14 protein-coding genes are annotated in these 18,426 nt (G+C 71.1%); 8 read left to right on the top strand and 6 right to left on the bottom strand.

Annotated elements, in window-relative coordinates; genetic code table 11:
- Window positions 1-22 precede the first annotated feature (22 nt).
- Window positions 23-868 carry a carbon-nitrogen family hydrolase gene (locus IF11_RS0108680; protein WP_030350890.1) on the top strand — a complete coding sequence of 282 codons (846 nt, stop codon included), beginning with the start codon at window positions 23-25 and terminating at the stop codon, window positions 866-868.
- 164 nt (window positions 869-1,032) lie between these two features.
- On the opposite strand, the gene IF11_RS0108675 is transcribed toward IF11_RS0108680, so the two are convergent.
- Window positions 1,033-1,527 (bottom strand): LURP-one-related/scramblase family protein, encoded by a 495-nt coding sequence (locus IF11_RS0108675; RefSeq protein WP_030350889.1) that lies wholly within the window; start codon window positions 1,525-1,527, stop codon window positions 1,033-1,035.
- Between the two features lie 202 nt (window positions 1,528-1,729).
- On the opposite strand from IF11_RS0108675, the gene IF11_RS0108670 reads away from it, so the two are divergent.
- Window positions 1,730-3,601, top strand: coding sequence for an NHL domain-containing thioredoxin family protein (locus IF11_RS0108670; protein ID WP_030350888.1), 1,872 nt, complete (start codon window positions 1,730-1,732; stop codon window positions 3,599-3,601).
- 101 nt (window positions 3,602-3,702) lie between these two features.
- Here the strand turns inward: IF11_RS0108670 and IF11_RS0108665 are convergent, their stop codons facing one another.
- Together IF11_RS0108665 and IF11_RS0108660 are read right to left on the bottom strand one after the other, a co-directional pair.
- Window positions 3,703-5,004, bottom strand: a complete 1,302-nt coding sequence (locus IF11_RS0108665) for a M18 family aminopeptidase (protein ID WP_030350887.1) — start codon at window positions 5,002-5,004, stop codon at window positions 3,703-3,705.
- 304 nt (window positions 5,005-5,308) lie between these two features.
- Window positions 5,309-7,135 carry an acyl-CoA dehydrogenase gene (locus IF11_RS0108660; RefSeq protein WP_030350886.1) on the bottom strand — a complete coding sequence of 609 codons (1,827 nt, stop codon included), beginning with the start codon at window positions 7,133-7,135 and terminating at the stop codon, window positions 5,309-5,311.
- A gap of 163 nt (window positions 7,136-7,298) precedes the next feature.
- On the opposite strand from IF11_RS0108660, the gene IF11_RS0108655 reads away from it, so the two are divergent.
- Together IF11_RS0108655 and IF11_RS0108650 are read left to right on the top strand one after the other, a co-directional pair.
- Window positions 7,299-7,787 (top strand): SseB family protein, encoded by a 489-nt coding sequence (locus IF11_RS0108655; RefSeq protein ID WP_030350885.1) that lies wholly within the window; start codon window positions 7,299-7,301, stop codon window positions 7,785-7,787.
- Between the two features lie 152 nt (window positions 7,788-7,939).
- Window positions 7,940-8,893, top strand: a complete 954-nt coding sequence (locus IF11_RS0108650; RefSeq protein WP_030350884.1) for a pirin family protein — start codon at window positions 7,940-7,942, stop codon at window positions 8,891-8,893.
- 67 nt (window positions 8,894-8,960) lie between these two features.
- Here IF11_RS0108650 and IF11_RS0108645 read toward each other — a convergent pair whose 3' ends face one another.
- Window positions 8,961-9,734: an ABC transporter permease subunit gene (locus IF11_RS0108645; protein WP_030350883.1), complete on the bottom strand. Its 774-nt coding sequence runs from the start codon at window positions 9,732-9,734 to the stop codon at window positions 8,961-8,963.
- Window positions 9,731-10,651 carry an ABC transporter ATP-binding protein gene (locus tag IF11_RS0108640; protein WP_030350882.1) on the bottom strand — a complete coding sequence of 307 codons (921 nt, stop codon included), beginning with the start codon at window positions 10,649-10,651 and terminating at the stop codon, window positions 9,731-9,733. Before IF11_RS0108640 ends, IF11_RS0108645 begins: the two co-directional genes overlap by 4 nt.
- A gap of 179 nt (window positions 10,652-10,830) precedes the next feature.
- Between IF11_RS0108640 and IF11_RS0108635 the strand changes: the two genes are divergently transcribed.
- From IF11_RS0108635 to IF11_RS0108625, 3 genes are all read left to right on the top strand, one after another.
- Window positions 10,831-12,051 (top strand): sensor histidine kinase, encoded by a 1,221-nt coding sequence (locus IF11_RS0108635; RefSeq protein WP_240627732.1) that lies wholly within the window; start codon window positions 10,831-10,833, stop codon window positions 12,049-12,051.
- Window positions 12,048-12,743, top strand: a complete 696-nt coding sequence (locus IF11_RS0108630) for a response regulator (RefSeq protein WP_030350880.1) — start codon at window positions 12,048-12,050, stop codon at window positions 12,741-12,743. The genes IF11_RS0108635 and IF11_RS0108630 overlap by 4 nt, the downstream gene beginning before the upstream one ends.
- Before the next feature lie 446 nt (window positions 12,744-13,189).
- Window positions 13,190-14,269, top strand: coding sequence for an AI-2E family transporter (locus IF11_RS0108625; protein WP_030350879.1), 1,080 nt, complete (start codon window positions 13,190-13,192; stop codon window positions 14,267-14,269).
- On the opposite strand, the gene IF11_RS0108620 is transcribed toward IF11_RS0108625, so the two are convergent.
- On the bottom strand, window positions 14,230-16,443 hold the full coding sequence (locus IF11_RS0108620; protein WP_030350878.1) for an ATP-binding SpoIIE family protein phosphatase: 2,214 nt from the start codon (window positions 16,441-16,443) through the stop codon (window positions 14,230-14,232). The two genes, IF11_RS0108625 and IF11_RS0108620, sit on opposite strands and share 40 nt — an antisense overlap.
- Before the next feature lie 136 nt (window positions 16,444-16,579).
- Between IF11_RS0108620 and aspS the strand changes: the two genes are divergently transcribed.
- Window positions 16,580-18,352, top strand: coding sequence for an aspartate--tRNA ligase (gene aspS / locus IF11_RS0108615; protein WP_030350877.1), 1,773 nt, complete (start codon window positions 16,580-16,582; stop codon window positions 18,350-18,352).
- Window positions 18,353-18,426 lie beyond the last annotated feature (74 nt).

Genomic DNA, 18,426 nt, shown 5'->3' with positions numbered 1-18,426 from the left:
CGAATGCCAGGACGGTGGTACTGTGCGCGCCTCGTTGATCCAGATCGCAGTAGACCCGGACGAATCGGTCGATTCGCGTAGGCGGCGTGCGGCGGCGCTGGTACGGGAGCAGCGCGGCGCCGATCTGGTGGTGCTTCCGGAGCTCTGGCCGGTCGGGGCCTTCGCGTACGAGTCGTTCGCCGACGAGGCGGAGACGCCGGACGGGCCCACGTTCCGGGAGATGTCCAAGGCGGCGAGTGAGGCGGGCGTCTGGCTGCACGCGGGATCCATCGTGGAGCGGGCCCAGGACGGGCGGGCCCAGGACGGGCGGGCCCCGGACGGGCCGGACCAGGACGGGACTCTCTATAACACCTCGCTCGTCCTCTCCCCCGCCGGTGAGCTGGTCCGTACGTACCGCAAGATCCACCGCTTCGGCTTCGACAAGGGCGAGGCGACGCTGATGGGCGCGGGCGGCGACCTGGTCACCGTCCGGCTGCCGGAGACCACCCTCGGCCTCGCCACCTGCTACGACCTGCGCTTCCCCGAACTGTTCCGCGGACTGGTCGACGCGGGCGCCGAGACGCTCGTCGTCCCGGCCGGCTGGCCCGCCCGCAGGCGCGGGCACTGGACACTGCTCGCCCGCGCACGCGCCGTGGAGAACCAGGCCTACGTCCTGGCCTGCTCGACCGCCGGTACGCACGCCGGGGTGGAGCAGTCCGGGCACAGCATCGTGGTGGACCCCTGGGGCGAGGTGCTCGCGGAGGCGGGGACGGACGAGGAGGTCCTCACCGTGGACTTCGACCCGGGGACGGTCGCGACGACCCGCGAGCGCTTCCCGGCGCTGAAGGACCGTCGGCTGGGGCTGGAGACGCCGCCGGCGAACCGTTAGGCCGGTGGCCGAAGGAGCCGCGCCCCGACAGGCCGGTGACTGAAGGGGCCGTGCCCCGACGGTCCGGTGGCCGAAAGAGCGCGGCCCGACGGTCCGGTGGCCGAAGAAGCGCGGCCCTACAGTCGGGTGGTTGAAGTAGTCGGCCGGCTGAAGTAGCAGCGCCCTCAGACGTCTTCGTGCTCCTTCTCCGCCATCCTGATCACACACACCGCCACGGCGATCAGCAGCGCGTGGTCCGCGTCGTCCCGTACGACATTCACGCCGTACGTCTCCCGCATCCGCAGCCGGCGCCGCGAGACATGGGCGAGCAGTTCGCCGTCGTACTCGATCGCGAACTCCAGGTCCAGGATCCGCCCGCTCACATCCAGCTCGGTGCCCTCCGCCAGGGAGACCCGGTAGTGATTGCGCAGCAGCGAGAGCCGCTTTCTGCGGATCGTCGCCAGCGTCCGGTCGTCCCGCTCGATGATCATGGCCTCCCGCAGACTGAGCAGCTTCTGGCGCAGCGTGATCAGCACCTGGCCGGTGGGCGCCTTCAGTTCCAGGGTGTCGCGCAGCCGCAGCGCCTTGCCGTCGACGCGGAAGGCCCGCCGGCCGTGCTCGTCCTCGATCCAGTAGTCGTCGCCGATCGCGAAGATCTTGTCGCGCACGAGATATCTCATGGAGGACGGGTACCCGGGGGAGCCGGCGCGGCGGTCGGCGGCGGCGCAGGTGCACGCATACGAGCGCGGGCGCACGCGTACGGCCGTGCGCGGGGTGCGGTGCGCGGCGTTGTGGGGTCCCGCCCCGCCGAGTGCCCCCGCACCCGTGCCCGACGGGGAGCCCTGACGGCCGGGGCGTTTTCGGTGGTGGCACCCTTGTTTCATGACCGATGCGACCTCCGCTCCCGCTTCACCCCCGTCCCGCCGCGCCCGAGTCCGTGCCCCCGAGCTGATCGGCAAGGGGGGCTGGCTCAATACCGGCGAGATGTCGTACACGCTCGCCGACCTGCGCGGACGCATCGTCATTCTCGACTTCTGGACGTTCTGCTGCATCAACTGTCTGCATGTCCTCGATGAGCTGCGGGAGCTGGAGGAGAAGCACCGGGACACGGTCGTGATCATCGGTGTCCACTCGCCGAAGTTCGTGCACGAGGCCGAGCACCAGTCCGTCGTCGACGCCGTCGAGCGGTACGGGGTGCACCACCCGGTGCTGGACGATCCCGAGCTGGCGACCTGGAAGCAGTACGCCGTACGTGCCTGGCCGACGCTGGTCGTCATCGATCCCGAGGGCTATGTCGTGGCCCAGCACGCCGGTGAGGGGCATGCGCACGCCATCGCGAAGCTGGTGGAGGAACTGGAGACCGAGCACGCCGCGAAGGGAACGCTGCGGCGCGGGGACGGTCCGTACGTACCGCCGGAGCCGGTCGCGACCGGTCTGCGCTTCCCCGGCAAGGCACTGGTGCTGCCAAGCGGGCACTTCCTCGTCTCGGACTCCACCCGTCATCAGCTGGTCGAGCTGGAGGCGGACGGCGAGACGGTCGTCCGGCGGATCGGCTCCGGCGTGCGCGGCTTCGGCCCGGACTCCTTCAGCGAACCGCAGGGGCTCGCGCTGCTCCCGGACGGCAAGGTGATCGTCGCGGACACGGTCAACCACGCGCTGCGGACCTACGACCCGGTCAGCGGCGCGATCGAGACCGTCGCCGGGACCGGCAGGCAGTGGTGGCAGGGCTCGCCGACCGAGGGGCCCGCCCTGGAGGTGGATCTCTCCTCGCCGTGGGACGTCGCCTGGTGGGCGGACCGGGTCTGGATCGCGATGGCCGGGGTCCACCAGCTGTGGACGTACGACCCGGCCACCGGGACGGTCGGGGTCGCGGCCGGCACGACCAATGAGGGGCTGGTGGACGGGCCCGCCGCCGAGGCGTGGTTCGCCCAGCCGTCCGGACTGGCGGCGGCCGGGGACCGGCTGTGGATCGCCGACTCGGAGACCAGCGCCCTGCGCTACGTGGAGCGCGCGGGAGCCGGCGACGGTGAGGGAGACGGCGAGGGGGACGTCGAGGACGGGTTCGTGATCCGTACGGCCGTCGGCGCCGGGCTCTTCGACTTCGGCCACCGCGACGGCGCCGCCGAACAGGCCCTGCTCCAGCACCCGCTGGGTGTCACGGCGCTGCCCGACGGCTCGGTCGCCGTCTCGGACACGTACAACCACGCGCTGCGCCGCTACGACCCGGCGAGCGGTGAAGTGACCACGCTGGCAACGGATCTGCGGGAGCCGAGCGACGCGGTGCTCGTCGGCGAGGACATCGTCGTCGTCGAGTCCGCGCGGCACCGGCTGACCCGGCTGCGGCTGCCCGACGAGGCGGTCAGGGTCGAGGCCGTCGCCCACCGCACCCAGCGGGAGGCCACCGAGGTCGCCCCCGGTGCGCTGACGCTGGACGTCGTCTTCACGGCGCCGACGGGCCAGAAGCTCGACACACGCTACGGCCCCTCGACCCGGCTGCTGGTCTCCGCGACCCCGCCGGAACTGCTGGCGGAGGGCAGCGGCGCCGGTACGGACCTCCACCGCGAACTGGTGCTGGCCGACGGCGTCACCGAGGGCGTGCTGCACGTCTCCGCGATGGCGGCCTCCTGCGACGACGACCCGGCGAACGAGTACCCGGCCTGCCATGTCCATCAGCAGGACTGGGGCGTGCCCGTCCGGGTCGGCGACACGGGAACGTCCCGGCTCGCACTCGTACTGGCCGGACTCGGCGCGTAGTCCGGGCGAAGGTCCGAGCGAAGGCGGGACAGCCATGCGGACGGCGGGAGTTCGGCTCGGCGGGAGTTCGGCCCCGCCGCGGCCCCGGGCAGTGCGGGTGCTCAGCCCTCCAGGAACGCCACCAGCGCGTTCGCCAGCAGATACGGGTCGTCCGCGCCGCACAGCTCGCGCGCGCTGTGCATCGACAGGATCGCCACGCCGATGTCGACGGTCTGGATGCCGTGCCGCGCCGCGGTGATCGGGCCGATCGTCGTGCCGCACGGCATCGAGTTGTTGGAGACGAACGACTGCCAGGGCACGCCCGCCTTCTCGCAGGCGGCGGCGAACACGGCCCGGCCGCTGCCGTCCGTCGCGTACCGCATATTGACGTTGACCTTGAGGATGGGGCCGCCGTTGGCGCGCGGGTGGTGCGTCGGGTCGTGGCGGTCGCTGTAGTTCGGGTGCACGGCGTGGCCGGTGTCGGACGACAGACAGACCGTGCCCGCGAAGGCCCGCGCCCGGTCCTCGTACGTACCGCCGCGGGCGAGCACCGAGCGTTCGAGGACGTTGCCGAGCAGCGGTCCGTCGGCGCCGGTGTCCGACTGCGAGCCGTTCTCCTCGTGGTCGAAGGCGGCGAGTACCGGGATGTACGGGAGCGGCTCCGCGGCGGCGGACGTGGCGACCGCGGCCAGCGCGGCCGTACCCGCGTGCACCGACAGCAGGTTGTCCATCCGGGGCCCGGCCAGCAGCTCGCGGTCGCGGCCGAGGTAGGAGGGCGGCTCTATGGCGTGGGGCATCAGGTCCCAGCCGGTGATGTCCGCGGCGTCGACGCCCGCCTCCTGCGCCACGAAGCGGATCAGATCGCCCTCCTGGGGATCCCCGAGGCCCCAGATCGGCTGCATGTGCCGCTGCCGGTCCAGCTTCAGGCCGTCGGTGTTGACGGAGCGGTCCAGATGCACGGCCAGCTGCGGGACGCGGAGCAGGGCGCGGTCGACATTGACCAGCCGGTGCGAGCCGTCGCGCAGGGTGATACGGCCCGCGAGGCCCAGATCGCGGTCGAGCCAGGTGTTGAGCAGCGTCCCGCCGTAGATCTCGACGGCGATCTGGCGCCAGCCGTACGAGCCGGTGTCCGGCAGCGGCTTCACCCGCAGATTCGGGGAGTCCGTGTGGGCGCCGACGATACGGAAGGGAGTGTGCGGGTCGGCGCCCTCCGGCACGAACCAGGCGACGATCGCCCCGCCGCGCAGCACGAACCGCCCGCCCGCCGACCCGTCCCAGGCGTCCGTCTCCCGCAGCTGCCGGAAGCCGGCCTTCTCCAGCCGCTCCGCGGCGTTGGCCACCGCGTGATACGGCGAAGGACTGGCCGTCAAGAAGGAGATGAGGTCGTCGGTGTGGCCGCGGTCGAAGCGGGCGGAAGTGCTCATGGGGTTCACCATAACGACGGGCCCGGACACCGGGCCCGCCACCGGTTGGAACGACACATAACTGGGCGGGACAAGCTCCGCACATGGGGAGAACAGGCACGCGGAACGGAGCGACGGGCGGCGGGAAACGGCGGGAAACGGTGGAACGGGCGGCGGGACGGGCGGCGGGACAGACGGCAGGACACCTCCCCGGGGAGAGATGCCCTGCCGTCGTGAGCCGTGAGCCGTGAGCCGTGAGCCGTGAGCCGTGAGCCGTGAGCCGTGAGCCGTGAGTCGTGACCCGGGACCGCGGGAGCCGGCCCGGTCAGAAGGCCGCTTCGTCCAGCTCCATCAGGGAGTCGTCGACGGACTCGGCGATCGCGCGCTGCGTCGAGACGTCCGGCAGGACATTCGCGGCGAAGAACTTCGCCGCCGCGATCTTGCCCCGGTAGAACGCCACGTCCTTCGCGGCGGCCGTCTCCAGCTTCTCGGCGGCCACGGCCGCGCCGCGCAGCAGCAGATAGCCGACGACCACATCGCCCGAGGCCATCAGCAGCCGCGTCGTGTTCAGTCCGACCTTGTAGATGTTCTTGACGTCCTCGCCGGTGGAGGTGAGGTCGGTCAGCATCCGGCCGACGATCGCCTCCAGGTCGGCGGCGGCCTTGGCGAGCGCGTCACGGGCCGGGGCCAGCTCCGTACCGCCGGTGCCGACCGCGAGGAACGTCTTGATCTCCTCGGCGAGCGTGTTCAGCGACTGGCCCTGGTCGCGGACGATCTTCCGGAAGAAGAAGTCCTGGCCCTGGATCGCGGTGGTGCCCTCGTAGAGGGTGTCGATCTTGGCGTCCCGGATGTACTGCTCGATCGGGTACTCCTGCAGATAGCCGGAGCCGCCGAACGTCTGGAGGGACTGCGCGAGCTGCTCGTACGACCGCTCCGAGCCGTAGCCCTTCACGATCGGCAGCAGCAGATCGTTCAGCCCGTGCAGCGCCTTGGCGTTCTCGCCCTCGGCCTCCTTGACTGCGATCTCGTCCTGGACGGAGGCGGTGTACATGACGAGGGCGCGCATGCCCTCGGCGTACGCCTTCTGCGTCATCAGCGAGCGCCGCACATCGGGGTGGTGCGTGATGGTGACCTTGGGCGCGGCCTTGTCCATGAACTGCGCCAGATCGGGGCCCTGGACGCGCTCCTTGGCGTACTCCAGCGCGTTCAGATAGCCGGTGGAGAGCGTGGCGATGGCCTTCGTGCCGACCATCATCCGGGCGAACTCGATGATGCGGAACATCTGGCGGATGCCGTCGTGCTTGTCACCGATCAGCCAGCCCTTGGCGGGGTGGCGGTCGCCGAAGGTCATCTCGCAGGTGTTGGAGGCCTTGAGGCCCATCTTGTGCTCGACGTTCGTGGCGTAGACGCCGTTGCGCGCGCCCAGCTCGCCGGTCTCCCAGTCGAACTCGTACTTCGGCACGAGGAAGAGCGACAGGCCCTTGGTGCCGGGTCCCGCGCCCTCGGGGCGTGCGAGGACGTAGTGAAGGATGTTCTCCGACATGTCGTGCTCACCGGACGTGATGAAGCGCTTCACGCCCTCGATGTGCCAGCTGCCGTCCTCCTGCTCGACGGCCTTCGTACGGCCCGCGCCGACGTCCGAGCCGGCGTCCGGCTCGGTGAGGACCATCGTGGAGCCCCACTGCTTCTCGACGGCGAACGCGGCGACCTTCTTCTGCGCCTCGTTGCCCTCGTCGAAGAGGATGCCGGCGAAGGCGGGGCCCGACGCGTACATCCACACGGCGGGGTTCGCGCCGAGGAGCAGCTCCGCGTACGCCCAGATCAGGGAGCGCGGCGAGGTCGTGCCGCCGATCTCCTCCGGCAGGCCCAGACGCCAGTACTCGGAGTCCATGTACGCCTGGTAGCTCTTCTTGAAGGCCGCCGGGACCGGAGCGGTGTTGGTCTCCGGGTCGAAGACCGGCGGGTTGCGGTCGGCGTCCGCGAACGACTCGGCGAGATCGGTCTCCGCGAGGCGCGTGACCTCTTCGAGGATGCTCTTGGCGGTCTCCACGTCCATCTCCGCGAACGGTCCGGAGCCGTACAGCTTGTCGCGTCCGAGGACCTCGAAGAGGTTGAACTCGATGTCGCGCAGATTCGACTTGTAGTGCCCCATGGCGACGACTCCGTAAGGATCGGGGAGGCGGGTTCCTCATACATGTACCGGTAAGTAGCCACGATGATGCTACCCATGGGTAATAAGATGCAACCCCGTCCCGGATACTGTGACGAGGTCGACGAGGCTTCCCGGGGCGGCATTCCTCAGTACTCTTGCGCTCATGTACGGCTACGACCAGAACCCGGGCGCTCAGCAGCAGTACACGCACCCGCCTCAGCAGCCGCAGCAGCAACCGATGGGCGGCCCCGGCACGGGCGGTTACGGCGAACAACCGCTGTATCCGGAGCCGTCGCCCCCGTCGCTCGGGGACGCCGTGCGGGCGTTCACGACGGGGTCGTTGTCGGCCGAGGACTTCCAGCAGATCTTCGCGACGTCGAAGGTCTACTGCCCGCGGGGTGACAATCCAGGGTTCCTGGCGCTGCACAACACGCAGCAGCCGGTGATCCCCATGTTCAGCACGCTCAAGGAGCTGCGGCGGTACGCGGGCAAGGAGTCGAAGTACTTCGTGATCACCGGCGCCGAGGTGATCGATCTGCTGCCCACGGGATACGGCTTCGTACTGGACATGGAGGGCGACCACCGGATGGTGTTCGACGCGAAGGCGGTCGAGCAGATGGTGGACTTCGCGATGCGCCGTATGTACGGCTAGAACCGGTCCGTTAATCCCCAGCCCTCCCGCCGCGGCCCATCCGGCCGCGGCGCGCTCATGTCACCCCATGGGAGCGGTACGGGAGGGGAGTGCGCCTTGCCAGATGTTCACTGTTCAACTAAATTGAACGTTGAATCATCAAGGAGGCCCTCATGCCCGCAGTGACTGTCGAAAACCCGCTGACCCTTCCCCGGGTGGCGGCTCCGGCCGACGCCGTGGCCCGCCCCGTGCTCGCCGTCACGACCGCCCCCGGCGGTTTCGAGGGTGAGGGCTTCCCGGTACGTCGCGCGTTCGCGGGGATCAACTACGAGCACCTCGACCCGTTCATCATGATGGACCAGATGGGCGAGGTGGAGTACGCGCCGGGCGAGCCCAAGGGCACGCCGTGGCACCCGCACCGCGGCTTCGAGACCGTCACGTACCTGATCGACGGCACCTTCGTCCACCAGGACAGCAACGGTGGCGGCGGCACCATCCAGAACGGTGACACCCAGTGGATGACGGCGGGCTCCGGCCTGCTGCACATCGAGGCTCCGCCGGAGTCGCTGGTCACGTCAGGCGGGCTGTTCCACGGCCTCCAGCTCTGGGTGAACCTCCCGGCGTCCGACAAGATGATGGACCCCCGGTACCAGGACATCCGCGGCGGCCAGGTCCAGCTGCTGACCTCGCCCGACGGCGGCGCGCTGCTCCGGGTGATCGCCGGCGCGCTGGACGGGCACGAGGGTCCCGGCATCACGCACACCCCGATCACGATGATCCACGCGACGCTGCGGCCGGGGGCGGAGATCAACCTGCCGTGGCGGGAGGACTTCAACGGTCTCGCGTACGTACTGGCGGGGCGCGGCTCGGTCGGTACGGACCGGCGCCCCGTGCGCATGGGGCAGACGGCGGTGTTCGGCGCGGGCGGCGCACTGAGCGTGCGCGCGGACGAGTCCCAGGACGGGAACACGCCGGACCTGGAGGTCGTGCTGCTGGGCGGGCGCCCGATCAGGGAGCCGATGGCGCACTACGGCCCGTTCGTGATGAACAGTCACGCGGAGCTCAAGCAGGCGTTCGAGGACTTCCAGGCGGGCCGCCTGGGCACGGTTCCGGCGGGGCCGGCGTAGCCGGCGGGTCCGGGGTGTGGTCTCGTGCGTCGTGGTGCCGGGGGCCGGGGCACACCCGGCCCGGGCATCACGCGTCGCGTCGGCGCAGGAGCAGGTAGCCGCCGGCCAGGGCGGCGGCGGTCCAGGCCAGCAAAATGACAAGCGCTGTCCCGGTGCCGTAGCCGGGGCCGAAGCGTCCGTCGGCGGACGGTCCGGCAAGGCCCATCAGTTCCAGGCCGGCCTGGTCGGGCAGGTACCGCAGGACGGGCTTCAGGGCGGGCACGTTGCCCAGCCCCTGGGAGCTGAGGAACAGCAGCGGCAGCAGAACGCCCAGTGAGATCGACGGGCTGCGCACGATGGTCGCGATTCCCATGGAGAAGGCGCAGATCAGCGTGAGGTAGGCAATGGCGCCGGCCAGCGCGGCCGGGATCCCGTCCGCGGTGAGCGTGGTGCCGTACGGGCCGAGGGCCGCCTGCGCCCCGGCGAACGTGACGATGACGGTGACCGTCGAACCGGCGAGGGCGACCAGCGTGCCGGCCAGCACCTTGCCGCCATAGAGCAGCCCGCGCTGGGGCACCGCGCACAGCGACGCCCGGATCGATCCGGACGAGTACTCGGAGCCCACGAGCAGGACGCCGAACACGACGAGGGCGAGCTGCCCGAGGGTCACGCCGTACAAGCCGGCGAACAGCGGATCGAAGTTGACGACGCGCTCGATGTCGCCACGCCAGCTGAGCGCGACGAGGGTGCCGAGGCCGGTGCTGAGCGCGAAGGTCAGCAGCAGGGTGAGGCCGGTCGTACGTACGGTCCACACCTTGATCCACTCGGCGGCGAGAACCGCTCGGGGTGAGTTGCTGGTCATCGTCGTACTCCCCCCGGCGGCTCCGCCCGGTATTCGAGCGCGTCGGCGGTCAGCCGCATGAACGCCTCTTCGAGAGACGCGGTGTTCCGCGTCACCTCATGCACCGGCACCCCGTGCGCCGCGACGAGTTCGCCGATCCGCTCCGCGCCGGCGGCCACGTCCAGGCCGCCGTCGGCGTGGTCGGTGACCGTGATGCCCGCGCCGGCCAGCACGTCGCGCAGCCGCCGCGGTTCCGGCGTGCGCACCCGCACCCCCGAGTCCGTGTGCCGGTCGATGAACGCGGTCATGCTGGTGTCCGCGAGGAGCCGGCCGCGGCCGATGACGATGAGGTGGTCGACGGTCAGCGCCGCCTCGCTCATCAGATGGCTGGACACGAAGACGGTGCGCCCCTGTGCCGCCTGGTCCCGCATGAGGTGACGGATCCACAGGACGCCTTCCGGGTCGAGCCCGTTGACCGGCTCGTCGAGCACCAGGACGGCGGGGTCGCCGAGCAGCGCCGCGGCGATTCCCAGCCGCTGACTCATGCCCAGGGAGAACGTCCCGGCCCGTCGGCGCGCGGCGCTCCGCAGGCCGGTCAGCTCGATCACCTCACGGACGCGCTGTGGTGGGATCCGGTTGCCTCGGGCCAGACTCCGCAGATGGTTCAGCGCGGTCCGGCCGGGGTGCACCGCCTTGGCGTCGAGCAGCGCGCCCACCGTACGCAGCGGGTCGTGCAGCCGCTGGTAGGGCACGCCCCCGATGCGTACCTCGCCGGCCGTCGGCCGGTCCAGGCCCAGCATCATGCGCATCGTGGTGGACTTCCCGGCGCCGTTGGGGCCCAGGAATCCGGTCACCCGGCCGGGCCGTACCTGGAAGGTGAGCCCCTCCACAGCGGTCGTTCTCCCGTAGCGCTTGGTCAGGTCGGCAACTTCGATCATGCCGATGATGGTCCGCGACGCACGGCTCCGGCCGCGTCCGGCCCGGGGCTGACCGTCCTTCCTCCACCCGTGGGCGGAGGAAGACCGCCCTCCGTGGCCGCGCGTCAGGCTGGAGGGGGAGCGGACGCGACGGACCGTGGACGGAGGTGGCGCCGCGTACGCCTGGATAGGGTCGAGCGGTGCTAGCAGGTACCGCGGTGGACCCCGACGACCATCCGATCCTGGCCCGGCGGCTGAGCCGGCGCCAACTCATCGCCCTGGACTGCGTGTTCGTGCTCGTCTACGCGGCCGCGCTGCTGTTGACCGGGCCGGCGGACATCTCGTCGTCGGCCGCGCCGCCGGCCCCGGCCCCCGTGCCGTGGGAGCAGTTCGCGCTCATCGCCGCGGCCACCGCGCCCGTCGCCGTCCGGCGGATCTGGCCGTTGTCCGTGTTCGCGGTCGTGCTGGCCGTGACCGCCGTCGCCGTCGTACGGGACGCGGCGTGGGACCCGTTCCTGTCGGCGGCGTTCGCCCTCTACACCGTCGCCGTCACGGTGCCGGCGCGCCGTTGGTGGCAGCGATGGCTGCCCGGCCTGGCGATCGCCGTACTGGCCGCGGCCGGCGCTGTCGGAGCGGCGCGTGCCGGTGAAACGTACTGGTGGCGCGGTGGCCCGGGGCTGCCGCTGCTCGGCTTCGCCGCCCTGCTCGGCGCCTGGGAGGTGGGGCGCTCCGCGCGGCAGAGGCGCGCCTTCGCCGTGCGGGCGGCCGAGCAGCTGGCGCGGCAGGCCGTCACGGACGAACGCCTGCGGATCGCCCGCGAACTGCACGACGTCGTCACGCACAGCATGGGTCTGATCGCGGTCAAGGCCGGCGTCGCCAACCACGTGCTGCACATCAAGCCGCAGGAGGCGTACGACGCGCTGCGGGTCATCGAGCGCACGAGCCGCACCGCGCTGAACGACATGCGCCGGATGCTCGGTGTGCTGCGTACTTCCGAAGGCGAGCGGCAGCCGGCGGCGCTCGGCCCCGTGCCCAGTGCCGTCGCTCTCCCCGAGCTCGTCGGGCAGGCCGGCGCGCAGCTGACGATGCGTGGTGTCGAGAGCCTGCCCGACGGAGTCGCGCTGGACGTCTACCGGATCGTGCAGGAGGCGCTCACCAACGTGGCCAAGCACACCGGCCCGGAAACCCGCTGCCGGGTGGTCGTCGACGCGAACGGCCACGACGTCCGGCTCGACATCATCGACGACGGAGGCGACCGGGCGCCCCTCGCGACGACGCCCCTCGCGACGACGCCCGGTGGCCACGGCATCGTCGGCATGCGCGAACGCGTCGCCACGCACGGCGGCACCTTCACCGCCGGACCGCGTCCGGAGGGCGGCTTCGCGGTGCACGCGTCCCTGCCGTACGAGGAGAACATATGACCCGGCCCGCCGATCCGGCCGGTAACCCGGTCCGGGTCCTGATCGCCGACGACCAGGCGCTGCTGCGCGGCAGCCTGCGGGTGCTCGTCGACGCCGAACCCGGCCTGGTGGCCACGGCGGAGGCGGCGACCGGGACCGAGGCGGTGCGGCTCGCCCGGCAGGATCCGCCGGACGTGGTCCTGATGGACGTGCGGATGCCCGGGATGGACGGCATCGAGGCGACCCGGCAGATCTGCGGCTGTCCTGAGACCGCGGACGTCAAGGTGCTGATCCTTACGATGTTCGACCTGGACGAGTACGTCTACGCCGCGCTGCGAGCCGGCGCCAGCGGCTTCCTGCTCAAAGACACACCGCCCGGCGAACTGCTCGCGGCGGTACGGGTCATCGCCGCCGGCGATGCGCTGCTGGCACCGGCCGTGACGCGCCGCCTGATCACGGAGTTCGCCCGCCGCCCGGCGCCCTCGCGACCTCTCCGCGGCGTTCTGGACGGCGTGACCGAGCGCGAACGTGAGGTCCTCACTCTCATCGCCTGCGGCCTGTCCAACACGGAGATCGCCGAACGGCTGTATCTCGGCATCGCGACCGTGAAGACGCACGTGAGCCACCTGCTCACCAAGCTCGGTGCGCGTGATCGCGCGCAGTTGGTGATCGTGGCGTATGAGAGCGGCCTGGTGACGGCGGGGCCGGCGTAGCCGGCGGGTCCTCGCGTTCCGGGTCGCGGTCGTCGTGGCTGGTGCCGGGGCCCGGGGCCTCCGGAGGCACATGTCCGGACGGCACGATTTACGGCGCGCAGCTGCCCAACGTATGGAGACGGGCGTTCGCGCGCCACACATCACGCTTCAGTGTCCGGACACGCACCTCCTACGACCCCGACCCCCTCCCGCCGGTGGGTCCGGCACCCCGCCGCCCGGCTGGGGGTGTGGGGGTGGGTGCGGCCCGGTGGCCCCGGCCATTCGCCGCCGAGGCGGGTGTGAGTGGGCCGGTGCGGGAGGTTGCCGCCGCCGCCCCGGAGCGCCACCCGGCGACAACCCGCACCCGGACCACCGGCCCCAGCCGAAACGCACCCTGGACAACCGCACCGTCACCCGCGCGGAGCGCTACGCGGGACAGGCCCCCCTCCGCGTGGTCGGGTGGGAGCGTGCAGATCTCGCCGTCGTCCGTCCTCCCCGAGAGCGCCCGCCGCCTCGCCGCCTGGTGCGGTGTGGTGCTGGTGATCGCCGGGGTCGGGGCCGTCGCGATCTGGCTGGTCGTCACGTTCAAGACCGCCGTCACGCCCGTACTGCTCGCCACCCTCGGCACCGCGCTGCTCGGCCCCCTGTACCGTCGCCTCGTCGGGCTGCGGCTGAACCGGTCGCTCGCCGCCGGGCTCACCTGCGTCGCCGTCGTGGCCGTGGTCGGCGGCGCGGGGTACATCGTCGTCAGCGCGCTGGTCGACAACGGCGACCAGATCATGACCTCGCTGCGGCAGGCCGCGCGGGACATGGCCCGGCACTTCGGCGCCGCCGGGACCTCGCTCGACGATCTGGCGAAGAACGGCAAGGAACTGCTCGGGAAGTTCGGCGCCACCGCCGCCTCCGGGGTGCTCACCGGTATCAGTGTCGTCGGCGAGCTGATCGCCACCGCCGTGCTCGCGCTGCTGCTGATGTTCTTCTTCCTGCGCGACTCGGAACGCGCGGCCGACGCGCTCAGGACCTTCGCCCCGCATACGACCGGGGAGACCGTCGAGGCCATGGCCCGCCGTGCTTTCGGCGCTGTCGAGGGGTTCATGCGCGGCACCACCGTCATCGCTCTCATCGACGCGATCTGCATCACCGTCGGCCTGCTGATCCTGCGCGTCCCCGGGGCGATCGGGCTCGGCGCGCTCGTCTTCGTCGGGGCGTACATCCCGTATCTCGGCGCGTTCATCTCCGGCACCGTCGCCGTGCTGGTCGCGCTTGCCGACCGGGGCTGGGTGATCGGGCTGTGGGCGCTGGGGGTGGTGCTCGCCGTGCAGGTGCTGGAGGGGCATGTGCTGCAGCCGATGATCCAGAGCCGTACGGTCCAGATGCACCCGGCCGTGGTGATACTGGCGATCACCGCGGGCGCCAGCGTGGCCGGGATCCTGGGCATGCTGCTCGCCGTGCCGCTGACGGCCGCCGCGTTCGGTGTCCTCTCCGAGCTGAGGGACCGTTACGGGCACTACGACGAGGCCCCGGGCTCCGTCCCGCCGCACTCGTAGAGCTCGAACCAGATCGACTTCCCCTCGCCGCGCGGGTCCACCCCCCAGGCGTCGGCGAGCACCTCCATCAGCACCAGGCCGCGCCCGCTGGACGCCAGTTCCCCGGGGCGCCGGCGGTGCGGCAGTTCGTCGCTGGTGTCGGCGACCTCGACGCGCAGGCGGCGGTCTCCCAGCTCGCCACGTGCCTCCGCGACCAGCAGGGCGTCGCCGTCCGTGTGTACGAGGACGTTGGTGATCATCTCGGAGACCATCAGCTCCGCGGAGTCGATCTGTTCCACGTCCGCCCAGTCGTGCAGCAGTTCGCGCAGCTGCCGCCGTACGCCCGCGATCCGCTCGGGCTCGGCCTGGGCGACGGTCAGGGCGGTGCGCCGGGGAACCCCGCCGGCGAGCCGGGCCGGCGCGAGGTCGCGGGAGAGCAGCAGGAGCGCGATGTCGTCCTCGCGGCGGTCCGCGAGCGGTCCGGTCGTGTAGTGCGAGGTGGGGCCGTGCACCGCCTGGATGAGGGCGTCGGCGAGCTTTTCCAGGGATTCTCCGCTGTCCTGCTCCAGTACGGGCCGCAGCCGTGTCCAGCCGGTCGCGAGATCGTGCCCGCCGGTCTCGATGAGCCCGTCGGTGCAGAGCATGAGCGTCTCGCCGGGCCCCAGGACGAGCCGGGTCGTCGGATAGTCGGAGTCGGCCTCGATGCCGAGCGGCAGCCCGCCTTCGGTCTGCCGGATGAACGCGGTTCCGTCCGCCGTGCGGATCACCGGGTCCGGATGGCCCGCGCGGGCGATGTCGAGCGTGCCCTTCTCGGGGTCGACTTCCAGATAGAGGCAGGTCGCGAAGCGCGGGCCCGCCACGGAGTACCACTCGTCCATCACGGCGGCCCCCGCGTCCGTGCGCGGTCCGCCGCCGGGGACGGAGCCTCCGTCGCGCCCCGGGTAGTGCTGGAGACCGGCCAGGAAGCGGGAGGCGCGGGAGAGCACCGCGTCCGGCCGGTGGCCCTCGGAGGCGTACGCGCGCAGGGCGATCCGCAGCTGGCCCATGAGGCCGGCGGCCCGTACGTCATGGCCCTGGACATCCCCGATGACCAGCGCGAAGCGTCCGCCCCGGCGCCCCTCGGAGCGCGCCGTGCCGCCGGGCAGCGGGATCATGTCGTACCAGTCGCCGCCGACCTGGAGCCCGCCGCCGGTCGGTACGTACCGGGCGGCCACCGTCATGCCGGGGATCTCGGGGCCGAGCGTGGGCATCATCGTGCGCTGGAGGCCGAGGGACAGCTCGCGCTCGGTCTCGGCGACGCCCGCGCGGGCCAGCGCCTGCGCCAGCATGCGGGCCACCGTCGTCAGGACGGAGCGCTCGTCGGGCGAGAACGCGACCCGGTGTTTGAAGGCGGCCATCCAGGTGCCGAGCGTGCGGCCCGCGACGATGAGCGGGAGGAAGGCCCAGGAGCGGCGGCCGAAGCGCTCCACGTACCGCCAGGTGGCGGGGTACCGGTCGGCGTACGCCTCCGGGGTCGGCAGATAGATGGCCCGGCCGGTCCGTACGACCTCGGCCGCCGGGTAGTCCGTGTCCACGGTCATGCCCTCGAACGGGGCCGAGTCCTCGGGCGAGTGCCCGTGGTGGCCGATGATCGTCAGCCGCTCGCCGGAGACGCCGTAGACCGCGAGCCCGTCCGGCGAGAAGCCGGGCATGGAGAGGGAGGCGGCGACCCGCAGCACCTCGGTGGTGGAGCGCGCCTCGGCCAGCGCGCGGCCCGCGTCGAGCAGGAAGGCCTCGCGGGAGCGGCGCCAGTCGCCGGTGACGGAGGTCCGTTCGACGGTGGTGCCCGGCCGGGGCTCGGTGACCTCCTGGACGGTGCCGATCAGCTCGTAGTCCCGTTCCCCCTCGGCCGGTGATGTGATGATCGGCCTGGTCCTGACCCGTACGGTACGGAGCACCCGGCCGCTCTCGTCCACGACCCGCAGCCGGGCCTCGGCGAGGGTCTTCTCGGCGACCGCGAGATGGACGATGCCGTCGATCTCGTTCCAGTCGATGGGATGGAAACGGGAGCGTGTGGCGGCCCCGGTGAGGGTCACGGGTTCCTCGGGCAGGCCGAGCAGCCGGGCGGCCTCCCCGTCGAGGGTGACCGTGCCGGACGCGTTCTCCCAGCGCCATAGGCCGGTCGCGATCGCGGCCAGGACATCCTCGGTGCGCATTGTCCCACTTTATGAATATGTGTAGAACAAACGCCACCGAGGGTGGTGTCATGGCCGGGCGGTAACCTGTTACGTCGTACGACGTAGCGCCTCTGCCCGGCCAACCCCGACTTGCCAAGAACTGGATGAAACGACGATGCATCGGTACAGGTCCCACACCTGCGGCGAGCTCCGCGCCTCTGACGTCGGTGCCGACGTCCGGCTGAGCGGCTGGCTGCACAATCGCCGAGACCTGGGCGGCATCCTCTTCATCGATCTGCGTGATCACTACGGCCTGGTCCAGCTCGTGGGCCGCCCCGGCACCCCCGCGAACGAGGAGCTGTCCAAGCTCACGAAGGAGACCGTCGTCCGTATCGACGGCAAGGTCTCCGCGCGCGGTGCGGAGAACGTCAACCCGGAGCTGCCGACCGGCGAGATCGAGATCGAGGTCTCCGAGGTCGAGATCCTCGGCGCGGCGGGCCCGCTGCCGTTCACGGTCAACGCCGAGGACGGAGTGAACGAGGAGCGGCGCCTGGAGTACCGCTTCCTCGACCTGCGCCGCGAGCGCATGCACCGCAACATCATGCTGCGTACGGCCGTCATCTCCGCCATCCGGCACAAGATGACCGCGCTGGGCTTCAACGAGATGGCCACGCCGATCCTCACCGCGACCTCCCCCGAGGGCGCCCGTGACTTCGTGGTCCCGTCCCGGCTGAACCCGGGCAAGTTCTACGCGCTGCCGCAGGCTCCGCAGCAGTTCAAGCAGCTGCTGATGATCTCGGGCTTCGACCGCTACTTCCAGATCGCGCCGTGCTTCCGCGACGAGGACGCCCGCGCCGACCGCTCGCCCGGCGAGTTCTACCAGCTCGATGTCGAGATGAGCTTCGTCGAGCAGGAGGACGTCTTCCGGCCGATCGAGAGGCTGATGACCGAGCTGTTCGAGGAGTTCGGCAACGGCCGCCATGTGACCTCGCCGTTCCCGCGCATCCCGTTCCGCGAGTCGATGCTGAAGTACGGCAACGACAAGCCGGACCTGCGCGCGAAGCTCGAACTGGCCGACATCTCGGACGTCTTCGAGGGCTCCGAGTTCAAGGCGTTCGCCGGCAAGCACGTGCGCGCGCTGCCGGTGCCGGACACGGCGGGCCAGTCGCGCAAGTTCTTCGACGGGCTCGGTGACTACGCGGTCGAGCACGGCGCGAAGGGCCTGGCCTGGGTGCGGGTCGGCGAGGACGGCTCGCTGAGCGGCCCGATCGCCAAGTTCCTCACCGAGGAGAACGTCAAGCTGCTCACCGAGCGCCTGGGGCTCGTCCCCGGCCACGCCGTCTTCTTCGGCGCGGGTGAGTTCGACGAGGTCTCCAAGATCATGAGCGCGGTCCGCGTCGAGGCCGCCAAGCGGGCGGGCCACTTCGAGGAGGGCGTCTTCCGGTTCTGCTGGATCGTCGACTTCCCGATGTACGAGAGGGACGAGGAGACCGGGAAGATCGACTTCTCGCACAACCCGTTCTCGATGCCCCAGGGCGGTCTGGAAGACCTGGAGACGAAGGACCCGCTGGACATCCTGGCGTGGCAGTACGACATCGTCTGCAACGGAACCGAGCTGTCCTCCGGCGCGATCCGTAACCACGAGCCCGAGCTGATGATCAAGGCGTTCGAGATCGCCGGCTACGACCGCGAGACCGTCGAGCACGAGTTCGCGGGCATGCTCCGCGCGTTCCGCCTCGGCGCCCCGCCGCACGGCGGCATCGCCCCGGGCGTCGACCGCATCGTGATGCTGCTGGCCGACGAGCCGAACATCCGCGAGACGATCGCCTTCCCGCTCAACGGCAACGCGCAGGACCTGATGATGGGCGCGCCCACGGAGCTGGCCGAGTCCCGCCTCCGCGAGCTGAACATCGCGCTCCGCAAGTCGGCCGCGAAGTCCGGCGAGTAGCCTCCCGGCACACCCGAAGGGGCCCGGAACCACACGGTTCCGGGCCCCTTTCTTGCGCCCGAGCTTGGGAGGGG

Source organism: Streptomyces scopuliridis RB72, assembly GCF_000718095.1.
In the GTDB taxonomy this organism is placed as follows: domain Bacteria; phylum Actinomycetota; class Actinomycetes; order Streptomycetales; family Streptomycetaceae; genus Streptomyces; species Streptomyces scopuliridis.
Note: the sequence above shows the minus strand (reverse complement) of the source record. Positions and strands in the feature narration are given on the sequence as shown.